At 61.4% G+C, this 24,481-nt stretch carries 19 protein-coding genes; 9 read left to right on the top strand and 10 right to left on the bottom strand.

All coding sequences use genetic code 11. The features are described from left to right. Window positions 1-11 precede the first annotated feature (11 nt). A complete protein-coding gene (locus L6D63_RS16460; protein ID WP_179295008.1) occupies window positions 12-824 on the bottom strand; it encodes an HDOD domain-containing protein in 813 nt (270 codons plus the stop codon). 228 nt (window positions 825-1,052) lie between these two features. Between L6D63_RS16460 and L6D63_RS16465 the strand changes: the two genes are divergently transcribed. The 6 genes from L6D63_RS16465 to ilvD all read left to right on the top strand — a co-directional run bounded on the left by L6D63_RS16465 (window position 1,053) and on the right by ilvD (window position 8,866). Continuing rightward, window positions 1,053-1,592 carry a type 1 glutamine amidotransferase domain-containing protein gene (locus L6D63_RS16465; protein WP_131670630.1) on the top strand — a complete coding sequence of 180 codons (540 nt, stop codon included), beginning with the start codon at window positions 1,053-1,055 and terminating at the stop codon, window positions 1,590-1,592. 268 nt (window positions 1,593-1,860) lie between these two features. Further along, a complete protein-coding gene (locus L6D63_RS16470) occupies window positions 1,861-3,057 on the top strand; it encodes a class I SAM-dependent rRNA methyltransferase (protein WP_131670631.1) in 1,197 nt (398 codons plus the stop codon). A 437-nt stretch (window positions 3,058-3,494) separates the two neighbouring features. Then, window positions 3,495-4,568 carry a SagB family peptide dehydrogenase gene (locus L6D63_RS16475; protein ID WP_131670803.1) on the top strand — a complete coding sequence of 358 codons (1,074 nt, stop codon included), beginning with the start codon at window positions 3,495-3,497 and terminating at the stop codon, window positions 4,566-4,568. Beyond that, window positions 4,565-5,542, top strand: coding sequence for a diiron oxygenase (locus L6D63_RS16480; protein WP_131670632.1), 978 nt, complete (start codon window positions 4,565-4,567; stop codon window positions 5,540-5,542). Before L6D63_RS16475 ends, L6D63_RS16480 begins: the two co-directional genes overlap by 4 nt. Then, window positions 5,535-6,767: an MFS transporter gene (locus tag L6D63_RS16485; RefSeq protein ID WP_131670633.1), complete on the top strand. Its 1,233-nt coding sequence runs from the start codon at window positions 5,535-5,537 to the stop codon at window positions 6,765-6,767. Before L6D63_RS16480 ends, L6D63_RS16485 begins: the two co-directional genes overlap by 8 nt. Before the next feature lie 257 nt (window positions 6,768-7,024). Then, window positions 7,025-8,866: a dihydroxy-acid dehydratase gene (gene ilvD / locus L6D63_RS16490; RefSeq protein ID WP_047297165.1), complete on the top strand. Its 1,842-nt coding sequence runs from the start codon at window positions 7,025-7,027 to the stop codon at window positions 8,864-8,866. Window positions 8,867-9,059: 193 nt separating this feature from the next. On the opposite strand, the gene L6D63_RS16495 is transcribed toward ilvD, so the two are convergent. Next, on the bottom strand, window positions 9,060-10,115 hold the full coding sequence (locus L6D63_RS16495) for an HAD family hydrolase (RefSeq protein ID WP_047297167.1): 1,056 nt from the start codon (window positions 10,113-10,115) through the stop codon (window positions 9,060-9,062). Between the two features lie 241 nt (window positions 10,116-10,356). Between L6D63_RS16495 and L6D63_RS16500 the strand changes: the two genes are divergently transcribed. Then, on the top strand, window positions 10,357-11,748 hold the full coding sequence (locus L6D63_RS16500; protein ID WP_041063642.1) for an L-cystine transporter: 1,392 nt from the start codon (window positions 10,357-10,359) through the stop codon (window positions 11,746-11,748). Window positions 11,749-11,838: 90 nt separating this feature from the next. On the opposite strand, the gene L6D63_RS16505 is transcribed toward L6D63_RS16500, so the two are convergent. Continuing rightward, entirely contained in the window at window positions 11,839-12,351 is a 513-nt protein-coding gene (locus L6D63_RS16505) for a dihydrofolate reductase (protein WP_047297169.1), read from the bottom strand. 85 nt (window positions 12,352-12,436) lie between these two features. On the opposite strand from L6D63_RS16505, the gene L6D63_RS16510 reads away from it, so the two are divergent. Further along, window positions 12,437-13,810 (top strand): DUF2868 domain-containing protein, encoded by a 1,374-nt coding sequence (locus L6D63_RS16510; RefSeq protein ID WP_047297170.1) that lies wholly within the window; start codon window positions 12,437-12,439, stop codon window positions 13,808-13,810. Continuing rightward, window positions 13,803-15,179, top strand: a complete 1,377-nt coding sequence (locus L6D63_RS16515) for a GTPase/DUF3482 domain-containing protein (RefSeq protein ID WP_131670634.1) — start codon at window positions 13,803-13,805, stop codon at window positions 15,177-15,179. Before L6D63_RS16510 ends, L6D63_RS16515 begins: the two co-directional genes overlap by 8 nt. Before the next feature lie 128 nt (window positions 15,180-15,307). Here L6D63_RS16515 and L6D63_RS16520 read toward each other — a convergent pair whose 3' ends face one another. The 7 genes from L6D63_RS16520 to L6D63_RS16550 all read right to left on the bottom strand — a co-directional run bounded on the left by L6D63_RS16520 (window position 15,308) and on the right by L6D63_RS16550 (window position 24,452). Beyond that, a complete protein-coding gene (locus tag L6D63_RS16520; RefSeq protein ID WP_047297172.1) occupies window positions 15,308-15,862 on the bottom strand; it encodes a phosphonate degradation HD-domain oxygenase in 555 nt (184 codons plus the stop codon). Beyond that, entirely contained in the window at window positions 15,862-16,995 is a 1,134-nt protein-coding gene (locus tag L6D63_RS16525) for a TIGR03364 family FAD-dependent oxidoreductase (protein ID WP_131670635.1), read from the bottom strand. Before L6D63_RS16525 ends, L6D63_RS16520 begins: the two co-directional genes overlap by 1 nt. Window positions 16,996-17,138: 143 nt before the next feature. Then, window positions 17,139-18,164, bottom strand: a complete 1,026-nt coding sequence (locus L6D63_RS16530) for a putative 2-aminoethylphosphonate ABC transporter substrate-binding protein (RefSeq protein ID WP_041063660.1) — start codon at window positions 18,162-18,164, stop codon at window positions 17,139-17,141. Window positions 18,165-18,199: 35 nt separating this feature from the next. Continuing rightward, window positions 18,200-19,924, bottom strand: a complete 1,725-nt coding sequence (locus L6D63_RS16535; RefSeq protein ID WP_131670636.1) for a putative 2-aminoethylphosphonate ABC transporter permease subunit — start codon at window positions 19,922-19,924, stop codon at window positions 18,200-18,202. After that, entirely contained in the window at window positions 19,924-21,000 is a 1,077-nt protein-coding gene (locus L6D63_RS16540) for a putative 2-aminoethylphosphonate ABC transporter ATP-binding protein (RefSeq protein ID WP_131670637.1), read from the bottom strand. Before L6D63_RS16540 ends, L6D63_RS16535 begins: the two co-directional genes overlap by 1 nt. A gap of 256 nt (window positions 21,001-21,256) precedes the next feature. Continuing rightward, window positions 21,257-22,120 carry a LysR family transcriptional regulator gene (locus tag L6D63_RS16545; RefSeq protein ID WP_047297500.1) on the bottom strand — a complete coding sequence of 288 codons (864 nt, stop codon included), beginning with the start codon at window positions 22,118-22,120 and terminating at the stop codon, window positions 21,257-21,259. Window positions 22,121-22,136: 16 nt separating this feature from the next. Then, window positions 22,137-24,452: a heavy metal translocating P-type ATPase gene (locus L6D63_RS16550; protein WP_131670638.1), complete on the bottom strand. Its 2,316-nt coding sequence runs from the start codon at window positions 24,450-24,452 to the stop codon at window positions 22,137-22,139. Window positions 24,453-24,481: the final 29 nt, after the last annotated feature.

Below are 24,481 nucleotides of genomic sequence, written 5' to 3' on the forward strand. Positions count from 1 at the left end.
AGTTTGCTAAATCAGTGTGCGCCAAGTTCGCGGATCGTCTGCTTCAACGTTTCGAAGTCGTAATCCGAGAGGCCGATGTACTCCAGCACCAGCGGCCCGACGGCCTGCCATTCGAAGTCTTCGGTCTGGTTGCCCAGCACCCGGTACGACGCGCAGATGTGCTCGGCCATCTTCAGGATCGCCAGCAGGTTTTTCATCTGACTGTTGCGCGAGGTTTCGTCGCTGAAAATCGCCAGGGCATTGTGGTGGTTGGCGATGGCTGCACTGACGTGTTCCGGCAGGCGCCAGGACTTGGCGGTGTAATAACCGACCACCGAGTGATTGGTGTTGTAGACATCATTCTCGGTGTCCACGACCCGGCGCTCGGCACTCGCGTTGGCGTAGGCCTTTTCGAGTGTCGTCATGTAATCCGGGAAACGCTGAAGCATCAGCGGCACGCCGCAGTCGTGGAAAAGCCCCAAGGCGTAAGCCTCGTCGCTGGCCTCGGTGCCGACGCGCTTGGCAAGGGTCAGGCAGGTCATGGCCACATCCTGGGCGGTATCCCAGAAACGGTTGAGGGTGACGATGGTGTCGTCATTCATCTCGCCCTTGATCGACATGGCGTTGATCAGATTGACGATCGAACGGCTGCCCAGCAGGTTCACCGCGCGCTTGATCGAAGTGATCTTGTTGCTCAGGCCGTAATACGGCGAGTTGACGATTTTCAGCAGCGAACCGGACAGGCCGGGATCCTGGGAGATCAGCTTGGCGATCACCTCCAGGTCCGGGTCGGGCATGTACTGCTCCATTTGCAGATCCACCATGATCTGCGGCTGCGCCGGCACACTGATGCCTTGCAGGGATTGTTGAATCTGTTCGGTGGTCAGCTCTTGGGACATAAGTACACACTCTGGGACAGGCGGCGATTCTAACCTCTAAAAACCGCACGACGACACACCAGTGGGCAATTGTCAGGAACTTTCATTCACGCTCAGCCTTCGGACTGTGTAAGGCCGACCGGACAAACAAGCACCGGCTCGGCGGTAATTTCCCGCAGACTCAGGAGCTTATTGATGACTACCTCCCTCACCGGCAAACGCGTCGCCATTTTGGTAACAGACGGTTTCGAACAGGTCGAGTTGACCGGCCCCAAGCAGGCTCTCGAGCAGGCCGGCGCCCAGGTCGACATCCTCTCCGCCGAGGCCGGCAAGGTCAAAGGCTGGAACCACGACAAACCGGCGGATGACTTCAAGGTCGACCAGACCTTTCAAGGCGCCAGCAGCGAGCAGTACGACGCGATCGTCCTGCCGGGCGGCGTGCAGAACTCCGACACCATCCGCATCGACCAGGATGCCCAGCATCTGGTGAAAACCGGGGCCTCCGCCGGCAAACCGATTGCGGTGATCTGCCATGGCGGCTGGTTGCTGATTTCCGCCGGGCTGGTCAACGGCAAAACCATGACCAGTTACAAGACCCTCAAGGATGACCTGGTGAATGCCGGGGCCAACTGGGTCGATAAAGAAGTGGTCAAGGACGGTCATCTGATCAGCAGCCGTCAGCCGGATGATATTCCGGCGTTCAACAAGGAGCTGATCGACGCGCTGTCAGCCTGATCTGTGGGCTAGTGAATTCATGTGGTGAGGGGATTTATGTGGCGAGGGGATTTATCCCCGATGGACAGCGCAGCTGTCCCAAATCGATTCACGCGGTCAGTCAGACAACTGCGTTCGGGGTTTGCGGCTGCTACGCAGCCGATCGGGGATAAATCCCCTCGCCACAGTAAACTCCTTCTTTACTGATTGCCCTTGCCACATATCCACTCACCAGCCAATCAGGCCGAGCAACACGCTATACTCCCGCTCTTTTTTCCGGAGCGACGTTATGTCCCTGCCTAGCCTGCGCCTCAAAGCCAACGCCGACCGTCGCCTGCGCAACGGCCACTTGTGGGTCTACAGCAACGAAATCGATGTGGCCGCCACGCCACTGCACGGCTTCAAGGCCGGCGATCAGGCGATCCTCGAAGCTGCCAGCGGCAAGCCGCTGGGCATCGTTGCCATGAGCCCGAACAACCTGATCTGCGCGCGTCTGCTGTCGCGCGACATCAAGTTGCCGCTGGACAAGTCGCTGCTGGTGCACCGCCTGAACGTGGCCCTGTCACTGCGCGAGCGTCTGTTCGACAAGCCGTTCTACCGCCTGGTCTATGGCGACTCCGACCTGCTGCCAGGTCTGGTAGTCGACCGTTTCGGCGACATCCTCGTCGTGCAGATCGCCTCGGCGACCATGGAAGCGCATAAAGATGCCGTGATCGCTGCACTGACCCAAGTGCTCAAGCCGAGCGGCATCCTGTTCAAGAACGATTCCGCCGCCCGTGATGCCGAAGGCCTCAACCGATACGTCGAAACCGTGTTCGGCCTGGTGCCGGAGTGGGTGGCCCTGGAAGAGAACGGCGTGAAATTCGAAGCGCCGGTCATTGGCGGCCAGAAAACCGGCTGGTTCTACGACCACCGCATGAACCGCGCCCGTCTGGCCCCTTACGCCAAAGGCAAACGCGTTCTCGACCTCTATAGCTACATCGGTGGCTGGGGCGTGCAGGCTGCCGCGTTCGGCGCCAGCGAAGTGTTCTGCGTCGACGCATCGGGCTTTGCCCTCGACGGCGTCGAGCGTAACGCCGCGCTGAACGGCTTCGCCGACAAGATGACCTGCATCGAAGGTGATGTGTTCGAAGCGCTGAAGGAACTCAAGGCCAGCGAAGAACGTTTCGATGTGATCGTTGCCGACCCGCCTGCGTTCATCAAGCGCAAGAAAGACATGAAGAACGGCGAAGGCGCCTACCGTCGCCTGAACGAGCAAGCCATGCGCCTGCTGACCAAGGACGGCATTCTGGTCAGCGCTTCATGCTCGATGCACCTGCCGGAGGACGATCTGCAGAACATCCTGCTGACCAGCGCCCGCCACCTGGACCGCAACATCCAGTTGCTTGAACGCGGCGGTCAAGGTCCGGATCATCCGGTACACCCGGCTATCGCCGAGACTCGCTACATCAAGAGCATTACCTGCCGTCTGCTGCCGAACAGCTGATTGCCCATGAAACGGGGAGCCTGCGGGCTTCCCGTTGGCTTTACGGCGATGCAATATCGTCGAATTTCTTTCCTTTTCCTACAACTAACTTCCTACATGTACGCAGGACATTTCCCTGCGCGTTGAATTTCAAGAACTAAAACTTACAAACTTGACCTTGCAGCACATCCACTCCGACAAAATTAATAGAAATTTCCTACCCAAGTATCGCTTGCCAATAATTCATTACAACCTATTATTAAGTTGTCACCACGACGGTGACATTCACTCTCAATGAACAAGGAGTTCATACTTATGAAAGCAATTACTCTGGAAACCAACAAAATCGCAAACCTGGCTTTTCTGGTTGCGCCTAAAACCCGCTAAGTAAACCGGAACGCTGGGGAGTGCCGGCACCCCAGCGTTCTTTCGACTATATCCAGAGTGATGAATACAACATGTACATCAATCCTTATTTATTCATATTGCCGCGCACACCCGGACAAATAGTCTGGAACTACAAAAACCACACTCAACATGAACTGGACCTGAGTTACTCTTGTCGACTTGCACAACTAATCAACAATCCGGAACAGTTCGACAGACGCAACATAATAGACTCACAACTTCTAAACGCAGGCATATTAACCGTTGCAAAAATAGACAGTCCGCCATGGGGCTGGGACGAGCTGTCGAAGATTTATCATATTGGTACCCAGAACATTCCCTGCGAACAGACACCCCGGAATATTCATGAGTGGTCCAGGCAATACCTGAACCATTGCAGCGCAGTGCTGACCACACCGGCACCCGCTCAAGATCGCCCGATACTTGAAGACGCACCTCGAATCGCCCTCCCCGCCTCTGCGGCCCTGACCGTCGCCAGCCTGGGTAATGTCCTGCGCTTGAGAAAAACCTGCCGCTCCTTTACTGGTGAAGCGATCACGCTCGGCGACGTCGGCACACTCATGTATCTCACACTGGGTTTTCTTCACCATCGCGACCATGACCGCGACGAAAGCATCGCCGAAGGCCTCGGCGCCCGTCGCAGCAGTCCCTCCGGGGGTGGACTGAACGCCTGTGAAGGCTTTCTTCTGGCACGCAATATCGAGGGTCTTGAGCCGGGCCTCTACGCCTATCACCCGGCAGAACACGCGCTCAGCCGGGTCAACCCATTGCCCGAACCTGCCCTCGGTCATTTGCTGGCGGGCCAGCATTTCATCAATAACCTGCCTCTGGGCCTGTTCATCACCGCTCGTTTCGACAAGCTCTGGTGGAAGTATGAACACTCGCGCGCCTATCGCATGGCGTTCGTCGAGGCGGGTCATCTGTCGCAGACCTTTCAACTGGTGGCCACGGCGCTGGGCCTGGGAACGTGGCTGACCGGGGCATTCGCTGATCGGCAGGTCGAAGCCCTGCTCAAGCTCGAAGGCAGCGCTGAACAACCGTTGTTCTTTGTCGGCTGCGGTGCCAGCGACGGTCAGGCGATGTGTCAGGAAATGCGCGACCTGTTGCTGGAGACACGGACATGAACGTGCCATCCACGGATCTTCCCGAAGCACCAACGTCCTGGGCGCTTCGATTCACCCTCGGCGACTGGAACAACCACGCTTCGGTACGCACCAGCCGGCACGACTACCGTTTGCCGGAGGACCTGCAATTGCAACTGCAGACCCGCTTCTGGTTCCCGCCGGCCTTCCTGCCGTATCTGTCCCACCCGGCCATCGAAGCCGCAGGCAGCAAGATCATGCATCGGCTGGCAGCCAGCCACCTGGTGCACTTCCTGGACTACACCACGCTGCTTGAACACCGCATCGTCAACCGCGCCGTGGAAACCATCGTCCACGGCGAGTTGCCCGCGTACATTCCTCCACGGATGAAAACCGCCGCGCTGCAGCTGTATACCGACGAGGGTTATCACGCGCTGTTCTCCCATCATCTGGCCGAACAGATCGCCGAACTGCATGGTTTTACCGGTCGTCCGCAGATGCCGCTGCGCATCACCCGCCTGACCGGTCAGATTGCCCGAACGCCGGAGAGTAAACGCCCGCTGGCATGGTTTCTGCTGGGTTTCGTCTCGGAAACCATCATTGCCCGGGAGCTGCTGGATGTGTGTCGGGAAACACTGGTCAGCAGCGTGAATGACATGTTGCGCGATCACCTCGCTGACGAAGCGCGCCACAGCCGGTTTTTTTCCGAAGTCTTCCACTATCTCTGGTTGACCCTGAACAGCCGCCAGCGCGCCTTTGTTGCCAGAACCTTGCTGGAGACCCTGGCGACCTTCTTCGAAGTGGACGAGCAATGGCTGCACCAAAGTCTGCGCCGCGCCGGTATCGGCGAAGCTGCGATCAAGGAAATCCTCGACAGCCTGACCAACGAGCACGCCAGCCGCCAGCGTGCCAGATCCGGAGCCGTGGCCACGCTTGCCGCACTCGAAAGGGCCGGATTTTTCGCACTACCCAACAACCGTAAACTTTTCGCCAAGGCAGGACTGATCGATGCGTGAAGAACGAAAGGCAGTAACAACCCGACAACGCCGCGGGGCGGTCAGTCTGCTGTTGGCCATGGTGCTGCTGGGGGTGTTTCCGCTGGATGTTCTGCTGCCGTCGTTCCCGGCGCTGGCCGAACACTTCGCCCGCACTCCGGCCGACATCGCGCTGTCGATCAGCCTGTTTGCCGTGGGCATTGCCTTCGCCCAGCTGGTGATCGGACCGTTGTCCGACGTCATCGGGCGCAAGGGATTGTTACTTGCCGGCATGGCGGTTTCGATCCTCGGCGCCATCGGTTGCGTGATGACCAGTGACTACATACTGTTCATGGCTTTTCGCATCGTGCAGGCCATCGGTTGCGGCTGTTTTGTCCTGTCGCAGGCGCTGGTACAGGACCTGTTCGATGGCAGGGAGCGCGATCGCCTGCGGATCCTGATGGTGACCGCCACCGGGATCTTCATCTCCCTGTCACCGCTGGCTGGCAGCTTCCTGCAAGCGGCCCTGGGCTGGCGCGGCAGCTTCTGGGTGTTCATCGCCCTGGCGGCTGCGGTGTTGCTCAAGGCCTGGCTGTTTCTCGACGGTGCTCGGCCAGACGTCAACGCTACACCGCTCAACTTCCTCAGAGCCTATCGACGGGTGCTCGGGGATTTCGAGTTCGTCGGCTACTGGCTGATTTCGGCTTTCGCATTCGCCTGCCACTTCTCGTTCATCGTCATTTCGCCGTTGATCTTCATGGATCAATTGCAGCTGTCAGCCTACGACTTCTCGCTGATCCTGCTGATCTACGGCGCGGCCTATGTAACAGGCGGAATTGCCGCCGCGCTATTGAGCCGACGTATCAGTTCTGCGCAACAGATCGTGGCCGGGTTGAGCTTGATCCTGCTGGCAGGGCTGGTGATGCTATTCCTGTCGCAGCACTCTGCACTCTCGCCCGCTACGGTATTGATCCCGATGCTGATCTGCACCGCCGGCACCACCATCTCACGCCCGGCCGCCACCTCACGAGCCATGGACCTGTTCCCGGAGAACGCCGGTACGTCAGCCTCGGCCGGCAGCACAATCATTTTTATTTGTGGTGGGTTGATCAGCGCACTGATCAGCCTCAGCCCGAGCAATCTGCAAGCGACCCTCGGCTACAGTTTTGTCCTGCTCAGTTGCATCGCACTGGCGTTGAACAGGCGGATCAGCCGCCACGCCAGAGCGCTCGACACCAATCCCATCACCAGCACGGGCGGCGATTGAACCTGCCGGTCGTCCTGCCACACGCACCGTCGGCACTGGAACAACGCTTTGCGCCATTCCCTCCAGACGCCAGCGGTGTAGAATCGACTGATTCATCGCCATTCATCCCCCGGCGGGTTTATGAGCTCAGGCTGAGGCAAGCGGCGATCCCGCAAAGTCATCGGCAACATCCAGGACACACGGCCATTTCTGAGTGTTCCAGACGTCAATAGAAGCTCACTCCCTTTTGATACCTGATTAGCCGCCCGGAGTGCTCCATGCCAGATTACCGCTCGAAAACATCCACCCACGGCCGCAACATGGCCGGCGCCCGCGCACTGTGGCGCGCCACCGGGATGAAAGATGACGACTTCAAGAAGCCGATCATCGCCATTGCCAACTCCTTTACCCAGTTCGTTCCTGGCCACGTGCACCTCAAAGACCTCGGTCAACTGGTCGCTCGTGAGATCGAACGCGCCGGTGGCGTCGCGAAAGAATTCAATACCATCGCCGTGGATGATGGCATCGCCATGGGTCACGACGGCATGCTGTATTCGCTGCCGAGCCGCGAGATCATCGCCGACTCCGTCGAGTACATGGTCAACGCCCACTGCGCCGACGCCATCGTCTGCATCTCCAACTGCGACAAGATCACCCCGGGCATGCTGATGGCCGCCTTGCGCCTGAACATTCCGGTGATCTTCGTGTCCGGCGGTCCGATGGAAGCCGGCAAGACCAAACTCGCTTCCCACGGCCTCGACCTCGTCGACGCCATGGTGATCGCCGCCGACTCCAGCGCTTCTGACGAGAAGGTTGCCGAGTACGAGCGCAGCGCCTGCCCGACCTGCGGTTCGTGCTCCGGCATGTTCACCGCCAACTCGATGAACTGCCTGACCGAAGCCCTTGGCCTGGCGTTGCCGGGCAACGGTTCGACCCTGGCCACCCACAGTGATCGCGAGCAGCTGTTCCTGCAGGCCGGCCGCACCATCGTCGAGCTGTGCAAGCGTTACTACGGCGAAAACGACGAATCCGTGCTGCCGCGCAACATCGCCAACTTCAAGGCGTTCGAGAACGCGATGATGCTCGACATCGCCATGGGCGGTTCGACCAACACCATCCTGCACCTGCTGGCGGCCGCCCAGGAAGCCGAGATCGATTTCAATCTGCGCGACATCGACCGTCTCTCGCGCAGCGTGCCGCAACTGTGCAAAGTGGCGCCGAACATCCAGAAGTACCACATGGAAGACGTGCACCGCGCTGGCGGCATCTTCAGCATTCTCGGTTCGCTGGCCCGTGGCGGCCTGCTGCACACCGACCTGCCGACCGTACATAGCCGCAGCATGGAAGAAGCCATCGCCAAGTGGGACATCACCCAGACCACCGACGAAGCCGTGCACCACTTCTTCAAGGCCGGTCCGGCGGGCATCCCGACCCAGACCGCGTTCAGCCAGTCGACCCGTTGGGAAACCCTGGATGACGACCGTGAAAACGGCTGCATCCGCAGCTTCGAACACGCCTATTCGAAAGAAGGTGGCCTGGCCGTGCTGTACGGCAATATCGCGCTGGACGGCTGCGTGGTGAAGACCGCCGGCGTTGACGAGTCGATCCACGTCTTCGAAGGCAACGCGAAAATCTTCGAAAGCCAGGACAGCGCGGTGCGCGGCATCCTTGCCGACGAAGTGAAGGAAGGCGACATCGTCATCATTCGCTACGAAGGTCCGAAAGGCGGCCCGGGCATGCAGGAAATGCTCTACCCGACGTCATACCTGAAGTCCAAAGGCCTGGGCAAAGCCTGTGCGTTGCTCACCGACGGGCGCTTTTCCGGCGGTACTTCCGGCTTGTCGATCGGCCACGCTTCGCCAGAGGCCGCGGCCGGCGGCGCGATCGGTCTGGTGCAGGACGGCGACAAAGTGCTGATCGACATTCCGAATCGCTCGATCAACCTGTTGGTCAGCGATGAAGAACTGGCTGCACGCCGGGTCGAGCAGGACAAGAAAGGCTGGAAGCCGGTCGAACAGCGTCCACGCAAAGTGACCACCGCTCTGAAGGCCTACGCCCTGCTGGCGACCAGCGCCGACAAGGGTGCGGTGCGTAACAAGGCGATGCTCGACGGGCTGTAAGCGTCGAATCGCAGTAACGAAAATGCCCCGCCAACGTGCGGGGCATTTTTTCGCCTGATCGAATCAATGGATGAACACGAGGTCCCCATCGCTGGCAAGCCAGCTCCCACAGGGATTTATGGCGTTCTCTCCATTTGTGTTTCACCTTGCACACTGTGGGAGCTGGCTTGCCAGCGATGGGAGCGACCCGGTCTTACTGAATCTCTTCAGGCTTGACGATCACCCAGTTCTTGTCCGCCGTCACCGGCAACCCTTCCTTGGCCTGCGCCGCTGCGTGCTTGGCCATCATGCCGTTCAATTGAGTCATGTATTTATCCTTGCGGTTGACCCACAAGTGAATGCCGCCCTTGGCCACATCCACATCGTGGAACAGCATGTAGCCATCGCTGCTCGGGGTGTCGCCGCCCACCAGTACCGGTTTTTTCCACTCATCGATGTAGGTCAGGATCGCCGCATGCTTGCCGGCCATCCAGGTCGCCGGGGTCCACAGGTACGGCGTCAGTTCGAGGCCGAGGTTGGCCTTCTCGTCATACTTGCCGGCGGTGATCTGTTTGCGCGCTGTGGTCAGTTCGCCGGTTTCGCGGTTCTTCAGCAGCGTGGTCACGCCGATCACGTTTTGCGGTTTGACGTTGTAGCCGTACTTCGGATCGGCCGCGACCATGCGTACCAGTTCTTCCGAGGCAGCGGTCATCACGTAGACCTCAATGCCATTCTCCATCAGCTTGTTGTACAGCTCGGCCTGGCCGGTGAAGACTTTCGGCGGCTGCACATCGAGGTTCTTCACCACGTCGCCGTCGTAATAAGTGGTCGGCACCGGTTTGCCCGACGCCATCAGCTCATCGACGTAGCCCTTGAGTTCCTTGAGGGTGAAGCCGGAGAATACCTGCGCCACCCACGGGTAGCAGACCATGTCGTCGACTTCGCACAGGCGATAGTAGTAACTGAACAGGCTTTCCTTATGGTCGGCGGTGTCCTTGAACGGCATCAGCTTCAGGGAGGGATCGAGTTTGTCGCGGGTGATCAGGCCCTTGTTTTCCATGAACGGCAGCAACGACTCTTCGAGGTCATAGCGGTAACTGGTGTTGTCCATGTCGAACACCGCGTAGTTACCTTTGTTGGCATTGGCCGCGATCATCGCGTCCAGTGCCTTGGCCTGATCCGCCGGCCAGTGCTTCAGATCGGTGGCGAATGCGTGAGCGGCTAGACCCAATCCAAGCACCACAGCGAGCATTTTCGGTGCGAACTTCATCGGCGTTTTCTCCCTGACTGAAAGACATCGACGCTAACAAATAAGTGTGACAGTCCTCGTCTGTCAGCGACCGCTTACGTCTCTTCAACGCCAGTTGCATTGCCAAGAGCGACAAGCGCTTATTCCAAAAACGACGGACGACCTGCTATTTCGGTATTAATTCATTGGAAATCAAACTGTTAGGCTTGCCGGTTCGCAGTTGCCCCAGAAGGCGACTGGCACAAGTCTTATCGGAGTCTTCATGAATCTGCCGCTGATCCTCAATCTGCTGGTGTTCCTCGCCCTGCTCTTCGGTCTGGCGCAAACCCGCCACACGACGTGGAGCCTGGCGAAAAAAGTCCTGCTTGCACTGGTGCTGGGCGTGGCGTTCGGCGTGGCCCTGCACACCGTTTACGGTGCCGGCAACCCGGTGCTGAAAGCCTCGATCGGCTGGTTCGATCTGGTCGGCAACGGTTACGTGCAGTTGCTGCAAATGATCGTGATCCCGCTGGTGTTCGCCTCGATCCTCAGCGCGGTGGCCCGTCTGCACAACGCCTCGTCGCTGGGCAAGATCAGCTTCCTGACCATCGGCACGCTGCTGTTCACCACCGCGATTGCGGCGCTGATCGGTATCGGCCTGACCAACCTGTTCGGCCTCACCGCCGAAGGCCTGGTCGCCGGTACTCAGGAAATGGCCCGTCTGCAAACCATCCAGACCGACTACGCCGGCAAGGTCGCCGACCTGAATGTGCCGCAACTGCTGCTGTCGTTCATTCCGCAGAACCCGTTCGCCGACCTGGCCCGGGCCAAGCCGACCTCGATCATCAGCGTGGTGATCTTCGCGGCTTTCCTCGGTGTCGCGGCGCTGCAACTGCTCAAGGATGACGTCGAAAAAGGTCAGAAAGTGATCAACGCCATCGACACCCTGCAAGCCTGGGTGATGCGTCTGGTGCGTCTGGTGATGAAGCTGACCCCGTACGGCGTGCTGGCGCTGATGACCAAAGTGGTCGCCGGTTCCAACCTGCAGGACATCATCAAGCTCGGCAGTTTCGTCGTGGTTTCGTACCTCGGTCTGGGCCTGATGTTCGTGGTGCATGGCCTGCTGGTGTCAGCGGCCGGGATCAACCCGCTGCGTTTCTTCCGCAAGATCTGGCCGGTGCTGACGTTCGCGTTCACCAGCCGTTCCAGCGCCGCGAGCATTCCGCTGAGCATCGAAGCGCAGACCCGTCGTCTGGGCATTCCACAGTCGGTAGCAAGTTTTGCCGCCTCGTTCGGCGCGACCATCGGCCAGAACGGTTGCGCCGGCCTGTACCCGGCGATGCTCGCGGTGATGGTGGCCCCAACAGTCGGCATCAATCCGCTGGATCCGCTGTGGATCGCGACGCTGGTGGCAATTGTGACCCTGAGCTCGGCCGGTGTGGCCGGGGTCGGTGGCGGCGCGACATTCGCCGCACTGATCGTGCTGCCGGCGATGGGCTTGCCGGTGTCACTGGTGGCGCTGCTGATTTCGGTGGAGCCGCTGATCGACATGGGTCGTACGGCGTTGAACGTGAGTGGTTCGATCACCGCGGGTGCGATTACCAGCCAGGTGATGCAGCAGACCGATAAAGCGCTGCTGGATGCGGATGAGCATGCGGAGCTTGCTCAGGCTTGATGTAAAGCACGATCAAAAGATCGCAGGCTTCGCCAGCTACTACAGGGGACATGCGTAAACCTTGTAGGAGCTGCCGCAGGCTGCGATCTTTTAGGCTTTTTCCCAGACTTCGAAGTTGTACGCAGGCTTGTCGCCCTCAGCCGGATTCGGCACATTCGACACCAGCTTCCACTGGTTCAGATCGAACTGAGGAAACCACGCGTCCCCTTCCGGGCTCAGCGCCACACGGGTCAGATACAGACGATCGGCCTGCGCCAGCCCTTGCGCATACAACTGCGCGCCACCAATCAGCATCAGCTCATCGACGCCCTGGGCTTTCGCCCATTCCTCGGCACGCACCACCGCGGCTTCCAGCGACGGATACACCTCCGCGCCTTCCAACACCAAGTCTGGCTGGCGGCTGACCACGATGTTCAAGCGCCCCGGCAGCGGACGACCGAGGGAATCCCAGGTCTTGCGACCCATGATGATCGGCTTGCCGAGGGTCGTGGCCTTGAAGTATTTGAAGTCCCCCGGCAGGTGCCAGGGCATGCTGTTGTCGACGCCGATCACGCGGTTTTCACCGAGGGCTGCGATCAGGCTGAGGGGGAGTGATTTAGTCATACCGGCGAGGATACCAGAGCCTCGCTTGACCCGATAAGCGCCACAGCGGTTATGCTCACGGCTCAATTGAGCAACGGAATGGCGCGTGACTGAACTGACTCCCCTGCAAAACCTCTGGCTGACTGAAACCATCCGCCTGCGTGAAGAGCACGCAGGTCCCCTGGAGGATCTGGAAGCCAATCGTCTGGCCCGCGCGGCCGGCGGCGATCTGTCGAGCCGTATTCAGCGCCGGGCGGCGTGGCTGGCCGAGCGCGACGGGCTGAGCACGGCACTCAAGCACTGGCTGCAGGGCGCGCGTCTGGCGCTGGTGCTGCTGGTCATTTTCGCGCTGCTGAGCGGTGCCGGTCTGGCTTTCGCCGCACTGAGCCAGTCACCGGTGAATGTGTTCTGGGCCTTGGGCAGCCTGCTCGGGCTGAACCTGATTCTGCTGCTGAGCTGGGCGCTGGGGCTGATCTTTGCCGGTGAACACGGCGCCACTCTCGGGCGCCTCTGGTTGTGGCTCAGCGAAAAATTCGCCCGCGACGCCAAAGCCGCGCAACTCGCACCGGCCCTGCTGCTGATGTTACAGCGCAGAAAACTCAATCGCTGGGCCCTCGGCACATTGGTCAATGGCCTGTGGTTGCTGGCGATGCTCAGCGCACTGGTGCTGCTGCTGGCGCTGATGGCAACCCGGCGCTATGGCTTCGTTTGGGAAACCACGATCCTCAGCGCGGATACGTTCATCAACCTGACCCAAGCCCTTGGCGCGCTGCCGGCGCTGCTCGGTTTCAACGTACCCAGCGTGGAAATGATCCGTGCCAGTGGCGACGCGGCGCTGGGTATCGAAAGCGCGCGACAGGCCTGGGCGACCTGGCTGGTCGGTGTGCTGGTGGTCTACGGCGTGCTGCCGCGTCTGCTGCTGACGCTGTTATGTTTCTGGCGCTGGAATCGCGGCAAAGCCGCGCTGGCGCTGGACCTCAACTTGCCCGGCTACGCCCAGTTGCGCGAACGGCTGATGCCGACCAGCGAACGCCTCGGCATCAACGACGCGGCGCCTGAGCAGTTGCATCGGGTCGAAAGCAGCGTCAGCGAACACGCCAGCGAGGGTGCCCTGCTGGTCGCCATCGAACTCGACGATCAACGCTCCTGGCCACCAGCGCTGCCGAAAACCGTGAGCAACGCCGGCATTCTCGACAGCCGCGAATCGCGCAACAAACTCCTGGAGCAACTCAGCCGTTTCCCTCCGGCACGCCTGCTGATCGCCTGCGATCCACGGCGCTCGCCGGATCGCGGCAGCCTCGCGCTGATCGCCGAACTGGCGCGCAACGCCAGCGCCACCCGCGTCTGGCTGCTGCAAGCACCGCCCGGTGAAGCGCTGGACAGCGCCCGCCTCGGCGACTGGCATGTCGCGCTGCAACAGCTGGAATTGCCGTTCGCCGATTGCGCACCGATGAACTGGCTGGAGAACGGTCATGACTGATGCCCGCAAAGCCCCGCTGAAACTCGCGGTGGTCGGCCACACCAACGTCGGCAAGACCTCGCTGCTGCGCACCTTGACCCGTGACGTCGGTTTCGGCGAAGTCTCGCACCGCCCGAGTACAACCCGCCATGTCGAGGGCGCGCGGTTGTCGGTGGACGGCGAGCCCTTGCTTGACCTCTACGACACGCCGGGGCTGGAAGATGCCATTGCCCTGCTGGATTTCCTCGAGCGTCTGGAGCGCCCCGGCGAACGCCTCGACGGCCCGGCTCGACTGGCGCGGTTTCTCGACGGCAGTGAGGCGCGCCAGCGTTTCGAACAGGAGGCGAAAGTGCTGCGGCAACTGCTCGCCTCCGATGCCGGACTGTATGTGATCGACGCCCGCGAGCCGGTGCTGGCCAAGTATCGCGACGAACTGGAAGTGCTGGCCAGCTGCGGCAAACCGCTGCTGCCGGTGCTGAATTTCGTCAGCAGCGCCAGCCATCGCGAACCGGACTGGCGCGAAGCGTTGGCGCGGCTCGGCCTGCATGCGCTGGTGCGGTTCGACAGCGTTGCGCCGCCGGAAGATGGCGAGCGGCGCCTGTACGAAAGCCTCGCGCTGCTGCTGGAAAACGCCCGGCCGCAACTGGAACAGCTGATCGCCGATCAACAGGCCCAGCGCCTGGCGCGCCAGCAAAGTGCGGCACGCCTGATCGCCGAATTGCTGATCGATTGTGCGGCGTGCCGGCGCAGCGTGGTCAGCGACGCCGAGCAGGAACAGCAAGCCATCAGCGAACTGCGCAAAGCCGTACGTCAGCGCGAACAGAAATGCGTTGAGGCGCTGCTCAAGCTCTACGCCTTTCGCCCGCAGGACGCGTCGGCCAGTGATCTGCCGCTGCTGGATGGGCGTTGGGGCGATGACCTGTTCAACCCGGAAACCCTGAAGCAACTCGGCGTACGGGTTGGCGGCGGGATGGCGGCAGGCGCTGCGGCCGGGGCTGGCGTGGATTTGCTGGTGGGCGGGATCACCCTTGGCGCTGCGGCGCTGGCCGGTGCGCTTGCCGGCGGCGCGCTGCAAACGGCGCGCAGTTATGGCAGCCGTCTGCTCGGCAAGATCAAGGGCCAGCGCGAGTTGACCGTGGATGACGGGGTGCTGCGGCTACTGGCGTTGCGTCAGCGGCAGTTGCTGTCAGCGCTGGATCAACGCGGACATGCGGCGATGGACGCGGTTCAGGTCGCCACCCCGCAGGACAAGACCTGGCGCGAGGGCAAGCTACCGGAGGCGCTGAACAAGGCGCGGGCGCATCCGCAGTGGTCGTCGCTCAATCCCCATGCGAAGTTGAATCAGGCGGAGCGGCAGGAGCAGATAGATCTATTAGCTGCGGATTTGTAGCGCCTGATCCGGCCTCTTCGCTGGCAAGCCAGCTCCCACAGGGTTCTCGGTGAAAACCCATTTTGTGATCAACCAAGATACCTGTGGGAGCTGGCTTGCCAGCGATGGCAGCCACTCGGTTCCAAGACCTAAGAAGACAAAAGACGCACCGCTTTCCCCTTCAACACCTGAAGGTCAATCACCGGTACATCCATCTCCTTGGCCTGCTCATCCCACTGGCGCATGCGCAAACTCACGGCACACAACGGATCACGCTCAAACGCATCCGCCTCCTCCTCGCTCATCACCCCGCCCTGATACTCCAGGGTCCGGCGACTCGCTTCACTCAAGCGCTCGAAATACCCAGGCTCGCGCAAGGTCAGGTAACGCTTGGCCTCAACGTGATATTCCACCAGCCGCGCCATACGCTCACTGAAACCCGCCTCACGCAAATAATCCGCACCCAGCCGCTCATGGCTGACCACGCCATACCCGCCCATGTTCTCGGCGCCCTCGGCACACAAATGGCCGATGTCATGGAAGAACGCCGCCAGCACCACTTCATCATCAAACCCTTCAGCCATCGCCAACTGCGCGGCCTGGGACATGTGCTCGATCTGCGACACTGGCTCGCCGATGTAATCGCTGGTGCCGAAGCGCTCGTACAACCCGAATACCCGAGCGACGATTTGTGGATGATCCATCAGATTTCCTCCAGCCACTGCGCGACGTTGCGCTCGGCCAATGCCGGGCCGATGCTCATGCCGACGCCGGTGTGCATCAGCGCCACACTCAGCCCCGGTGCCGGGCGCAGCAACGAAAACGGCCCCGGCCCACGCGCACCGTAGACGCCCTGCCAGCGCTCGAGCACTTGCACCTTGCAGCCCAGCGTCTGTTCGGCCAGATCGAGCATCCAGTTGTCGACCTGCTCGGCGTTGAACGGCGACGGATCACTGCCGTAATGGTGGGAGTCGCCGATGATCAGCTCGCCATACGGCGTCGGGCTGATCAGCAGATGAATGCCGTTGTCGTGCAGGTGCGGTTGTTCGCGCAGGATCTGCGCCTGCACCGCCGCCGCTTGCGGCAGGTCAGCGAAAGCGCCGTAGTGCACGCTGCTCAGTCCGGTGAGCAAGGCGTGTTGCAGGTTCAGCTCGACCTGTGGTTTGGCACGGAGCATTTGCAGGCGACAGATCTGCGGATCGAGCGCAGCGATCGGCTCGGCCAGCAGGGTCTGATAGTCATGACCGGAGCAGACAATGACCTGCTTCGCCGTGAAGCTGCCGGCGGTGCTGTACAGGTGTCCGGGTTCCACGTCGCGCACCAGCGTCGAGAAGTGAAACTCGACGCCGAGGTCGCGGCGCAGGTAGTCGATCAACGCCGGAATCGCTTCCCGCGAGTACAGCTGTTGATCGTCCATGCCGTGCAGCGCCGCCCGGTGGTGACTGAACTGACCGTGGTACAAATCACGCAGGGCAGCGCCACGCAGCAAGGCCACGTTGTAACCGTGCTCCACGGCGCGACCGTTGCAGAAAGCTTCGAGCAAGTGCTCTTCGGCTTCGCTGCGGGCGAACAGGTACGAGCCGTTGCGCTTGAGCTGCAGACCGGCGAGTTGCGCCCAGTCGCCCCAGATCTCGCGGCTGGCCTTGGCCAGTTCGAGCATCTGACCCGGCGGCTGGCCAGTGACCAGCGCCTGACCGAAGTTGCGCACCGAAGCGCCGAGGGGCGTGGCGGTGCGTTCGAAAACGCTGACCTTGAGGCCGCGTTTGGCGGCGGCGTAGGCGTGGGACAAGCCGAGGATGCCGGCGCCGACGATAAGCAGGTCTTGGTGTTGGGTCATTTAGAGGTGCTCTGAATGAGAGACCGTCATCGCTGGCAAGCCAGCTCCCACAGGTATCGAGGTGTTCACAAAATTCGTGTTCAGCGCAAAACCCTGTGGGAGCTGGCTTGCCAGCGATGAGGCCCTGTCAGTCGATAAAAATCTTACTTGGCAGCGACTTTCTCGGACTTGCCGTCATAGCGCTTGCGCCATTCGGTCAGGATCTCGTCGCGATTCTTCGAAGCCCAGGCGAAGTCGTTCTTGATCAGGCGCTGCTCGTAGTCGGCCGGCAGTTCGGTCTGTGGCTTGGCGATGCCCGGCTGGGCGAGGACGGCGAAGTTTTCCTTGTACAGGTCCATCGCCTCGGCGCTGGCGGAGAAGTCCGCGAGTTTTTTCGCCGCGTCTTCATGCGGCGTGCCTTTGATCACCGCAGTGGCTTCGATCTCCCAGCCCAGGCCTTCCTTCGGCAGGATGATGTCCAGCGGCGCGCCTTGGCGTTTCAGCTGTACGGCCGGGTATTCGAAGGAAATGCCGATCGGAAATTCGCCGGCAGCGGCCAGTTTGCAAGGCTTGGAACCGGAGTGAACGTACTGGCCGATGTTCTGGTGCAGACCATCCATGTAGGCCCAGCCCTGCTTCTCGCCAAAGGTTTGCAGCCAGGCGCTGACGTCGAGGAAACCGGTGCCGGACGACGCCGGGTTCGGCATGACGATCTTGCCCTTGTACTCAGGCTTGGTCAGGTCTTGCCAGCTCACCGGTTTGCTCAGGCCCTGCTTTTCGGCTTCGACGGTGTTGAAGCAGATGGTCGCGGCCCACACGTCCATGCCGACCCAGGCGGGCGGGTTGGCGGCGTCGCGGTAGTTCGCGCCGATCTTGCCCAGATCCTTCGGCGCATAGCTTTGCAGCATGCCTTGCTGGTCAAGGATCGCCAGGCTCGACGCGGCCAGGCCCCACACCGCGTCGGCCTGCGGACGGGCCTTCTCGGCCAGCAGTTTGGCGGTGATGATCCCGGTGGAATCACGCACCCACTTGATTTCGACGTCCGGGTTGGCCTTTTCGAACGCAGCCTTGTAGGCGGTCAGTTGCTCGGCTTCGAGGGCGGTGTACACCGTCAACTCGGTTTTTGCCGCGAAGGCATTCAGGCTGAAAGTAGCGAGCACAGCAGCGGCCAGGGCCATAGGCTTGAACATGATCGTTTTCCTGTCTTGAGTTGAGGTTGGGAAAATCAGTGACCGGGCGCGGTTTGCCGCCAGGCCTGGGAACGGCGCAGCAAGCCGCGCGAAGCCCACGCCAGCAGCAAGGACACGCCTGCCGAGGTGAACAGAATCAGGGTCGACATCGCCGCCGCGCCGCCGACATTGCCGGCGTCATCCATGTTCAGCACCGCCACCGCCGCGAGGATGGTGTCGGGGCTGTAGAGGAAGATCGCCGCCGACACCGTGGTCATCGCCGAGACAAACAGGTAGCGCACGATGTCCAGCAGCGCCGGCAAACAGATCGGCACGGTGACGCGCAGGTAGTGGCGGTACAGCGGCGCCTTGAGCGACAGCGCAGCGGCTTCGAATTCCGCGTCGAGCTGGCGCAGTGCGGTGGTCGCGGTCATTTGTGCGGTGGTCAAATAGTGAGCAATGGTGCAGACAATCAGCAGGGTCATCGTGCCGTACAGCACGTGCAGCGGGTTGCCGCTGAGGTTGAAGAAGAAGACATAACCCAGACCGAGTACCAGCCCCGGCACGGCCATCGGGATGAAACTGAGCATGCGCAGCGCCAAATTGAGGCCGCGCTGGCTGCGGGTTTTCTCCATCAGGTAAGCGCCGGTGAAGATCAGCACGCTGCCGATCAAAGCGGTGCCCAGCGCCATCTTCAGGCTGTTGCCATAGGCCAGCCAGCCGCCACCGGCGGTTTCGTTGAACTGGTAGTGATTGAGCGACAGCGACAGGTTGTACGGCCAGAACTTCACCAGCGACGAAAACACCGCCATGCCGAACACCAGCAGCAACGCCGCGCTGATCAACACAACAATCGCCAGATAGCAGGCATCACGCATTTTCGACGGCGCTGGTTTGAATACTTGCGCACGGCCACTCATGGAATCGCCGTGACGCCGACGCAGCCAGGCATCGACGCCGAAGCTGAACAGCGCCGGCAGCAACAGCACCATGCCGATCAACGCGCCGCGGCCGAATTGCTGCTGGCCGACCACGGCTTTGTAGGCCTCCAGTGCCAGCACTTGATAGTCGCCACCGACCACCACCGGCACGCCGAAATCGGTGATGGTCAGGGTGAACACCAGACAGAACGCGGCGAATACCGCTTGCCGGGTCGCCGGCCAAGTGATGCTGCGAAAGGCTTTCGCCGGACTGGCACCCATGCTCGATGCGGCATCGAACAGCCGCGCATCGGCCAGCGACAACGCCGACAGCAGAATCATCAACGCATGGGGAAAGGTGTAGATCACCTCGCCCAACACAATCCCCCAGAACCCGTAGATGTTGTCCGAAAGCAGCCCGCGCAGCATGCCTTGGTTGCCGAACAGATAAACCAGCGCGATCCCCGGCAGCATCGACGGCGCCATCAATGGCAGCAAGGAAATCCCGCGCCAGAGGCCCTTGGCCGGCATCAGCGTGCGCTGCAGAGCGTAGGCAAACAGGTAGGCCAGCGGGACGACGATGGCCGCGACGCTGAGGGAAACCTTCAGGCTGTTGCCGAGCAGCCAGTGGAAATTCTCGCTGCTCACCAGTTCCTTGGCGGCGAGCCAGCCGCCGCCCTGTCCGGCCTCGCTGCTGAAACCGCGCCAGAAGATCGCCAGCAATGGCAGCAACACCGCGACACCGAGCAGCAACAGCAGCAGGAGTTTGCCGCCGAGGACGAAGACCCGGTCACCGACCTCGGCCCCGGACACCCGCCGCGCCTGCTGGTGCGGTAGCGGCAGTGCGATGTTCGCGCTCATCAGGCAAACACCTGCAGGCTGCGCGGTGGCAAGGCGACCATGATCTGTTGGGCGCCAAGGCGTGGCATGGCTTCCGGCGCCAGTTCGGCGAGCAGCGAATGGCCCGGCAATTGGTCGAGTTCGAAGCTCATGCGGCAGCGATTGCCGAGGAACGTGATCTCGCGAACCTTGGCCGGGAACAGGTTTTCTTCGTGCACCAGCGGATTGACGCTGATCGCTTCCGGGCGGCAGAACAACCGGCCCGAAGCGCCGCTCACGCTGCCATCCGCCAGACGCACATCCATCCCGCCAACCCGGGCGTGACTGGCGCTGCTGCGCTGGAACGGCAGCCAGTTGCCCTGCCCGACAAACTCGGCCACGAACGGCGTGGCCGGGCGGTTGTAGATGTCCTGCGGAGTGGCGTACTGCTCGACCCGACCGTTGTGCATCACGGCGATGCGGTCGGCCATCAGCATGGCTTCGTCCTGATTGTGGGTGACCATCAGGGTGGTGATGCCGAGGTTGCGCTGCAATTGGCGCAGTTCGGTGCACAGATGCTCGCGGACGCGGGCGTCCAGCGCCGACATCGGCTCATCAAGTAATAACAGCGACGGCGCCGGGGCCAGGGCACGAGCCAGGGCGACACGTTGTTGCTGGCCGCCGGATAACTGGCCCGGGTACTTTTTCTCACTGCCGCTGAGACCGACCAGTTCCAGCATCTGCCCGACGCGACGGCGTACTTCGTCACGACCACTGCCGGCGAGGCCGTAGGCAATGTTCGCTTCGACGGTCAGGTTGGGGAACAGCGCGTAGGACTGGAACAGGATGCCGTAGTCCCGGGCTTGCGGCGCGAGGTGCGAGACATCGCGATCACCGAGGTACAACTCGCCGCTGTCCTGCTTCTCCAGCCCGGCGATGCAGCGCAGCAGCGTGGTCTTGCCGCAGCCTGACGGGCCGAGCAGGCACACCAGCTCACCGGCGGCGACATCGAGGGAGACGTTATCCAGTGCGGTGAAGGCGCCGAAGCGCTTCTGCACGCCGCGCACTTTCATCGGCGCACCGGGGTTGGTCAGGGCAGTTGCGATGGCAGGATTCATGGACAGACCTCATCAAGCAGATGGGGCCCATCCTAGAGTTGTAATGCGTCCGTCATGTGGCAGTGAGGCAAAAACGGCCGATAGTGGTATTCGGGGATTTTGGTTCAGGTTTCAAGTCATGGGTTGCCGGGTCTGGCCCCATCGCTGGCAAGCCAGCTCCCACAAGGATCTTCAGTGAATGCAGATTTTGTGAACACCTGAAATACCTGTGGGAGCTGCCTTGCCAGCGATGGGGCCAGTACGAGCAGCGAAGAAATCAGGCCGGGGACATTTCCTGAGCCAAGCCGAGGAAGGCCGCCGGCAACCGCGCGCCCTTGCGCTCCTTGAGGCAATAGAGGTACTCGGGAATCTGCGGCGCATTCTCGATGGTCAGCACGCGCAACTGCGGATCATGCGGCACTTCCTGGCGGGCAATGATGCTGATGCCGATATTGCGCAGCACCGCCTCGCGGATCGACTCACGGCTGCCGATCTCCAGCAACGGGCCAAAACTGACCCCGGCGCTTTCCAGCAACTCCTCGGTCAGGCGCCGGGTGGTCGAACCGGACTCGCGCATCAGCAAGGTATGCCCGGCCAAAGCACTCAACGCCACATGCTCCTGCGCCGCCAGCGGATGATTGCGATGCACCGCCAGCACCAGCGGATCGCTGCCCAATACCCGGCGAATCAAGCGCGCATCCTCAAGCAACTGCGACGACGCCGCGACATCGACGCGGTAATCCTCCAGCGCTTCGAGCACCTGCTGCGAGTTGCCGATTTCCACCGACACTTCCACCTGCGGCAGGCGCTCGCGGAAGGTCTTCACCAGATCGAGGATGTAATACGGCGCGGTCGCAGCGATGCGCAACGTGCCCTGCACCTGACCGCTGTTGCGCAGGAAGAACTCGATGTCGGCCTCCTGCTGCAACAGCGCCTTGACCATCGGCAGCAGTCGCGCGCCTTCGTCGCTGACGCTCAGGCGCCGACCGCCACGGTAGAACAGCTCCACCGAGTACTGACTTTCCAGATTACGGATCTGCGTGGTCACGGTGGGTTGGCTGAGGCCGAGCTTTTTCGCCGCCAGCGTCATGCTGCCCAGGCGGGCGACCATATAAAACGCTTTCAGCTCGGCACTCAGCACAACCATCCCTCATCGTTTATTTGCGCAGCAGGCGCAAACCGTTGAACACCACCAGCAGGCTCACGCCCATGTCGGCAAACACCGCCATCCACATGGTGGCGAGTCCGGCGAAGGTTACCCCAAGAAAGATAGCCTTGATCACCAGTGCCAAGGCGATGTTCTGTTTCAGGATGCTCGCGGTGTCGCGCGACAGGCTGATGAACGCCGGGATCTTGCGCAGATCGTCGTCCATCAGGGCGACATCAGCGGTTTCAATCGCGGTGTCGGTACCAGCCGCCGCCATGGCGAAACCAATCTCGGCCCGTGCCAATGCCGGGGCGTCGTTGATACCGTCGCCGACCATGCCCACTCGATGACCCTGTGCATAAAGCTCTTCGATAGCCTGCAGCTTGTCGGTCGGCAGCAAGTCGCCCTTTGCCTGGTCCATGCCGACCTGCGCCGCAATGGCCTGCGCGGTGTGTACGTTGTCGCCGGTGAGCATCAACGTTTTCACGCCCAGGGCATGCAACTGGCGGATCGCTTCGCGGCTGGATTCCTTGACCGTATCAGCCACGGCGAACAGCGCCAGCGGACCAGAACTGTCGAGCAGCAACACCACGGACTTGCCCTGTTTCTCCAGCGCAAACAGCTTCTCTTCCAGTTGCGGCGAGCACAGGCCAAGCTCTTCGACCAGACGGTGGTTGCCCAGGTGATAAGTCTGACCGTTGACCTGGCCTTTCACGCCGCGACCGGCCAGCGCTTCAAAGTTATCCACACTGAGCACGGCGAGGTTTTTATCCACAGCCGCATTGGCAATCGCCAGCGACACCGGGTGATCGGAGCGCCCGGCCAGCGCGGCGGCGATGGCCGGAGCGCTGGCGTCGGCGGTCGGGTCGAGCGACAGGTAATCGGTCTGCACCGGTTTGCCGTAGGTGATGGTGCCGGTCTTGTCCAGTGCCAGATAATCGAGCTTGAAACCGCCCTCCAGATAAACGCCGCCCTTGACCAGAATGCCTTTGCGCGCCGCCGCCGCGAGGCCACTGACGATGGTCACCGGGGTGGAGATCACCAGCGCGCACGGGCAGGCCACCACCAGCAACACCAGCGCACGGTAGATCCAGTCAAACCATGCCGCACCCATAAACAGCGGCGGAATGATCGCCACGGCCAGCGCCAGCACGAACACCACCGGGGTGTAGATTTTCGAGAACTGATCGACGAAGCGTTGGGTCGGAGCGCGCGCCCCCTGAGCCTGCTCGACGGCATGGATGATCCGCGCCAACGTCGAGTTGTTCGCCGCCGCAGTCACCGAGTATTCCAGCGAACCGGCCTGGTTGATGGTGCCGGCGAAGACTTTGTCGCCCACGGTTTTCTCCACCGGCAGGCTTTCGCCGGTGATCGGCGCCTGATCGATGGTCGAACTGCCGCTGACGACTTCACCGTCCAGGGCGATGCGCTCGCCGGGTTTTACCCGGACACGGGCGCCGAGTTCGACGCTTTTGACCTCTTGTTCGATCCAGTTGCCGTCGGCCTGCTGCACCGTGGCCTGTTCCGGGGTCATTTGCATCAGGCCGCTGATGGCGTTGCGCGCACGATCCAGCGAGCGCGCCTCAATCAATTCGGCCACGGTAAACAGGAACATCACCATTGCCGCTTCCGGCCACTGCCCGATCAACACCGCACCGGTCACCGCGATGCTCATCAGCGCATTGATGTTGAGGTTACGGTTCTTCAGGGCGATCCAGCCCTTTTTATAGGTGGTCAGGCCGCCGCTGAGAATCGACACCAGCGCGATGATCGCCACCACCCAGGTCGGCGCAGCGTTGGTGAAGTGGATCACTTCCGCCGCCAGCGCGCCGACGCCGGACAACGCCAAGGGCCACCAGTGCTTTTTCACTGGCGCTGTGGCCGGGGCTTCGACGCCCGCCTCCAAAGGTTCGGCGTGCATGCCCAGCGAGGTGATCGCCTCGGTAATCGGCGCGGTGTCGGGCAGAGTGTGGGTCACGCCAAGCACGCGGTTGATCAGGTTGAATTCCAGCTGCTGCACGCCGGCCAGTTTGCCGAGTTTGTTCTGGATCAGCGTCTGCTCGGTCGGGCAGTCCATCGCTTCGATGCGGAAACTGCTCAACCGGGCGTCAGCGCTGGTCTTTTCGCTCAGTTGCACCAACGCAGGCGCAGCCGCTGTCGACGAGCAGCAAGAATCTTCGTGCGAATGAACCGGCGCCGGTGCTGCGGCTTTCGACCCGCAGCAGGAATTGCCGCCATGCTCGTGCTTATGCACAGGCTGCAATTTATGGCTGTGGCTATGATCGTGCCCGTCGCCGGGCTTGTGGGTGTGCTGGGAATCGCTCATTGGTCGCGTCCATAAAGGTGCCTGTTGCC

The sequence above is a fragment of the Pseudomonas parakoreensis genome, assembly GCF_021602155.1.
Taxonomy (GTDB): domain Bacteria; phylum Pseudomonadota; class Gammaproteobacteria; order Pseudomonadales; family Pseudomonadaceae; genus Aquipseudomonas; species Aquipseudomonas parakoreensis.

Bases quoted from the DNA above. Each gene is read 5' to 3' on its own strand.
- L6D63_RS16465 (WP_131670630.1), top strand. From the start codon at position 1,053: ATGACTACCTCCCTCACCGGCAAACGCGTCGCCATTTTGGTAACAGAC.
- L6D63_RS16470 (WP_131670631.1), top strand. From the start codon at position 1,861: ATGTCCCTGCCTAGCCTGCGCCTCAAAGCCAACGCCGACCGTCGCCTG.
- L6D63_RS16475 (WP_131670803.1), top strand. From the start codon at position 3,495: ATGTACATCAATCCTTATTTATTCATATTGCCGCGCACACCCGGACAA.
- L6D63_RS16480 (WP_131670632.1), top strand. From the start codon at position 4,565: ATGAACGTGCCATCCACGGATCTTCCCGAAGCACCAACGTCCTGGGCG.
- L6D63_RS16485 (WP_131670633.1), top strand. From the start codon at position 5,535: ATGCGTGAAGAACGAAAGGCAGTAACAACCCGACAACGCCGCGGGGCG.
- ilvD (WP_047297165.1), top strand. From the start codon at position 7,025: ATGCCAGATTACCGCTCGAAAACATCCACCCACGGCCGCAACATGGCC.
- L6D63_RS16495 (WP_047297167.1), bottom strand. From the start codon at position 10,115: ATGAAGTTCGCACCGAAAATGCTCGCTGTGGTGCTTGGATTGGGTCTA.
- L6D63_RS16500 (WP_041063642.1), top strand. From the start codon at position 10,357: ATGAATCTGCCGCTGATCCTCAATCTGCTGGTGTTCCTCGCCCTGCTC.
- L6D63_RS16505 (WP_047297169.1), bottom strand. From the start codon at position 12,351: ATGACTAAATCACTCCCCCTCAGCCTGATCGCAGCCCTCGGTGAAAAC.
- L6D63_RS16515 (WP_131670634.1), top strand. From the start codon at position 13,803: ATGACTGATGCCCGCAAAGCCCCGCTGAAACTCGCGGTGGTCGGCCAC.
- L6D63_RS16520 (WP_047297172.1), bottom strand. From the start codon at position 15,862: ATGGATCATCCACAAATCGTCGCTCGGGTATTCGGGTTGTACGAGCGC.
- L6D63_RS16525 (WP_131670635.1), bottom strand. From the start codon at position 16,995: ATGACCCAACACCAAGACCTGCTTATCGTCGGCGCCGGCATCCTCGGC.
- L6D63_RS16530 (WP_041063660.1), bottom strand. From the start codon at position 18,164: ATGTTCAAGCCTATGGCCCTGGCCGCTGCTGTGCTCGCTACTTTCAGC.
- L6D63_RS16535 (WP_131670636.1), bottom strand. From the start codon at position 19,924: ATGAGCGCGAACATCGCACTGCCGCTACCGCACCAGCAGGCGCGGCGG.
- L6D63_RS16540 (WP_131670637.1), bottom strand. From the start codon at position 21,000: ATGAATCCTGCCATCGCAACTGCCCTGACCAACCCCGGTGCGCCGATG.
- L6D63_RS16550 (WP_131670638.1), bottom strand. From the start codon at position 24,452: ATGAGCGATTCCCAGCACACCCACAAGCCCGGCGACGGGCACGATCAT.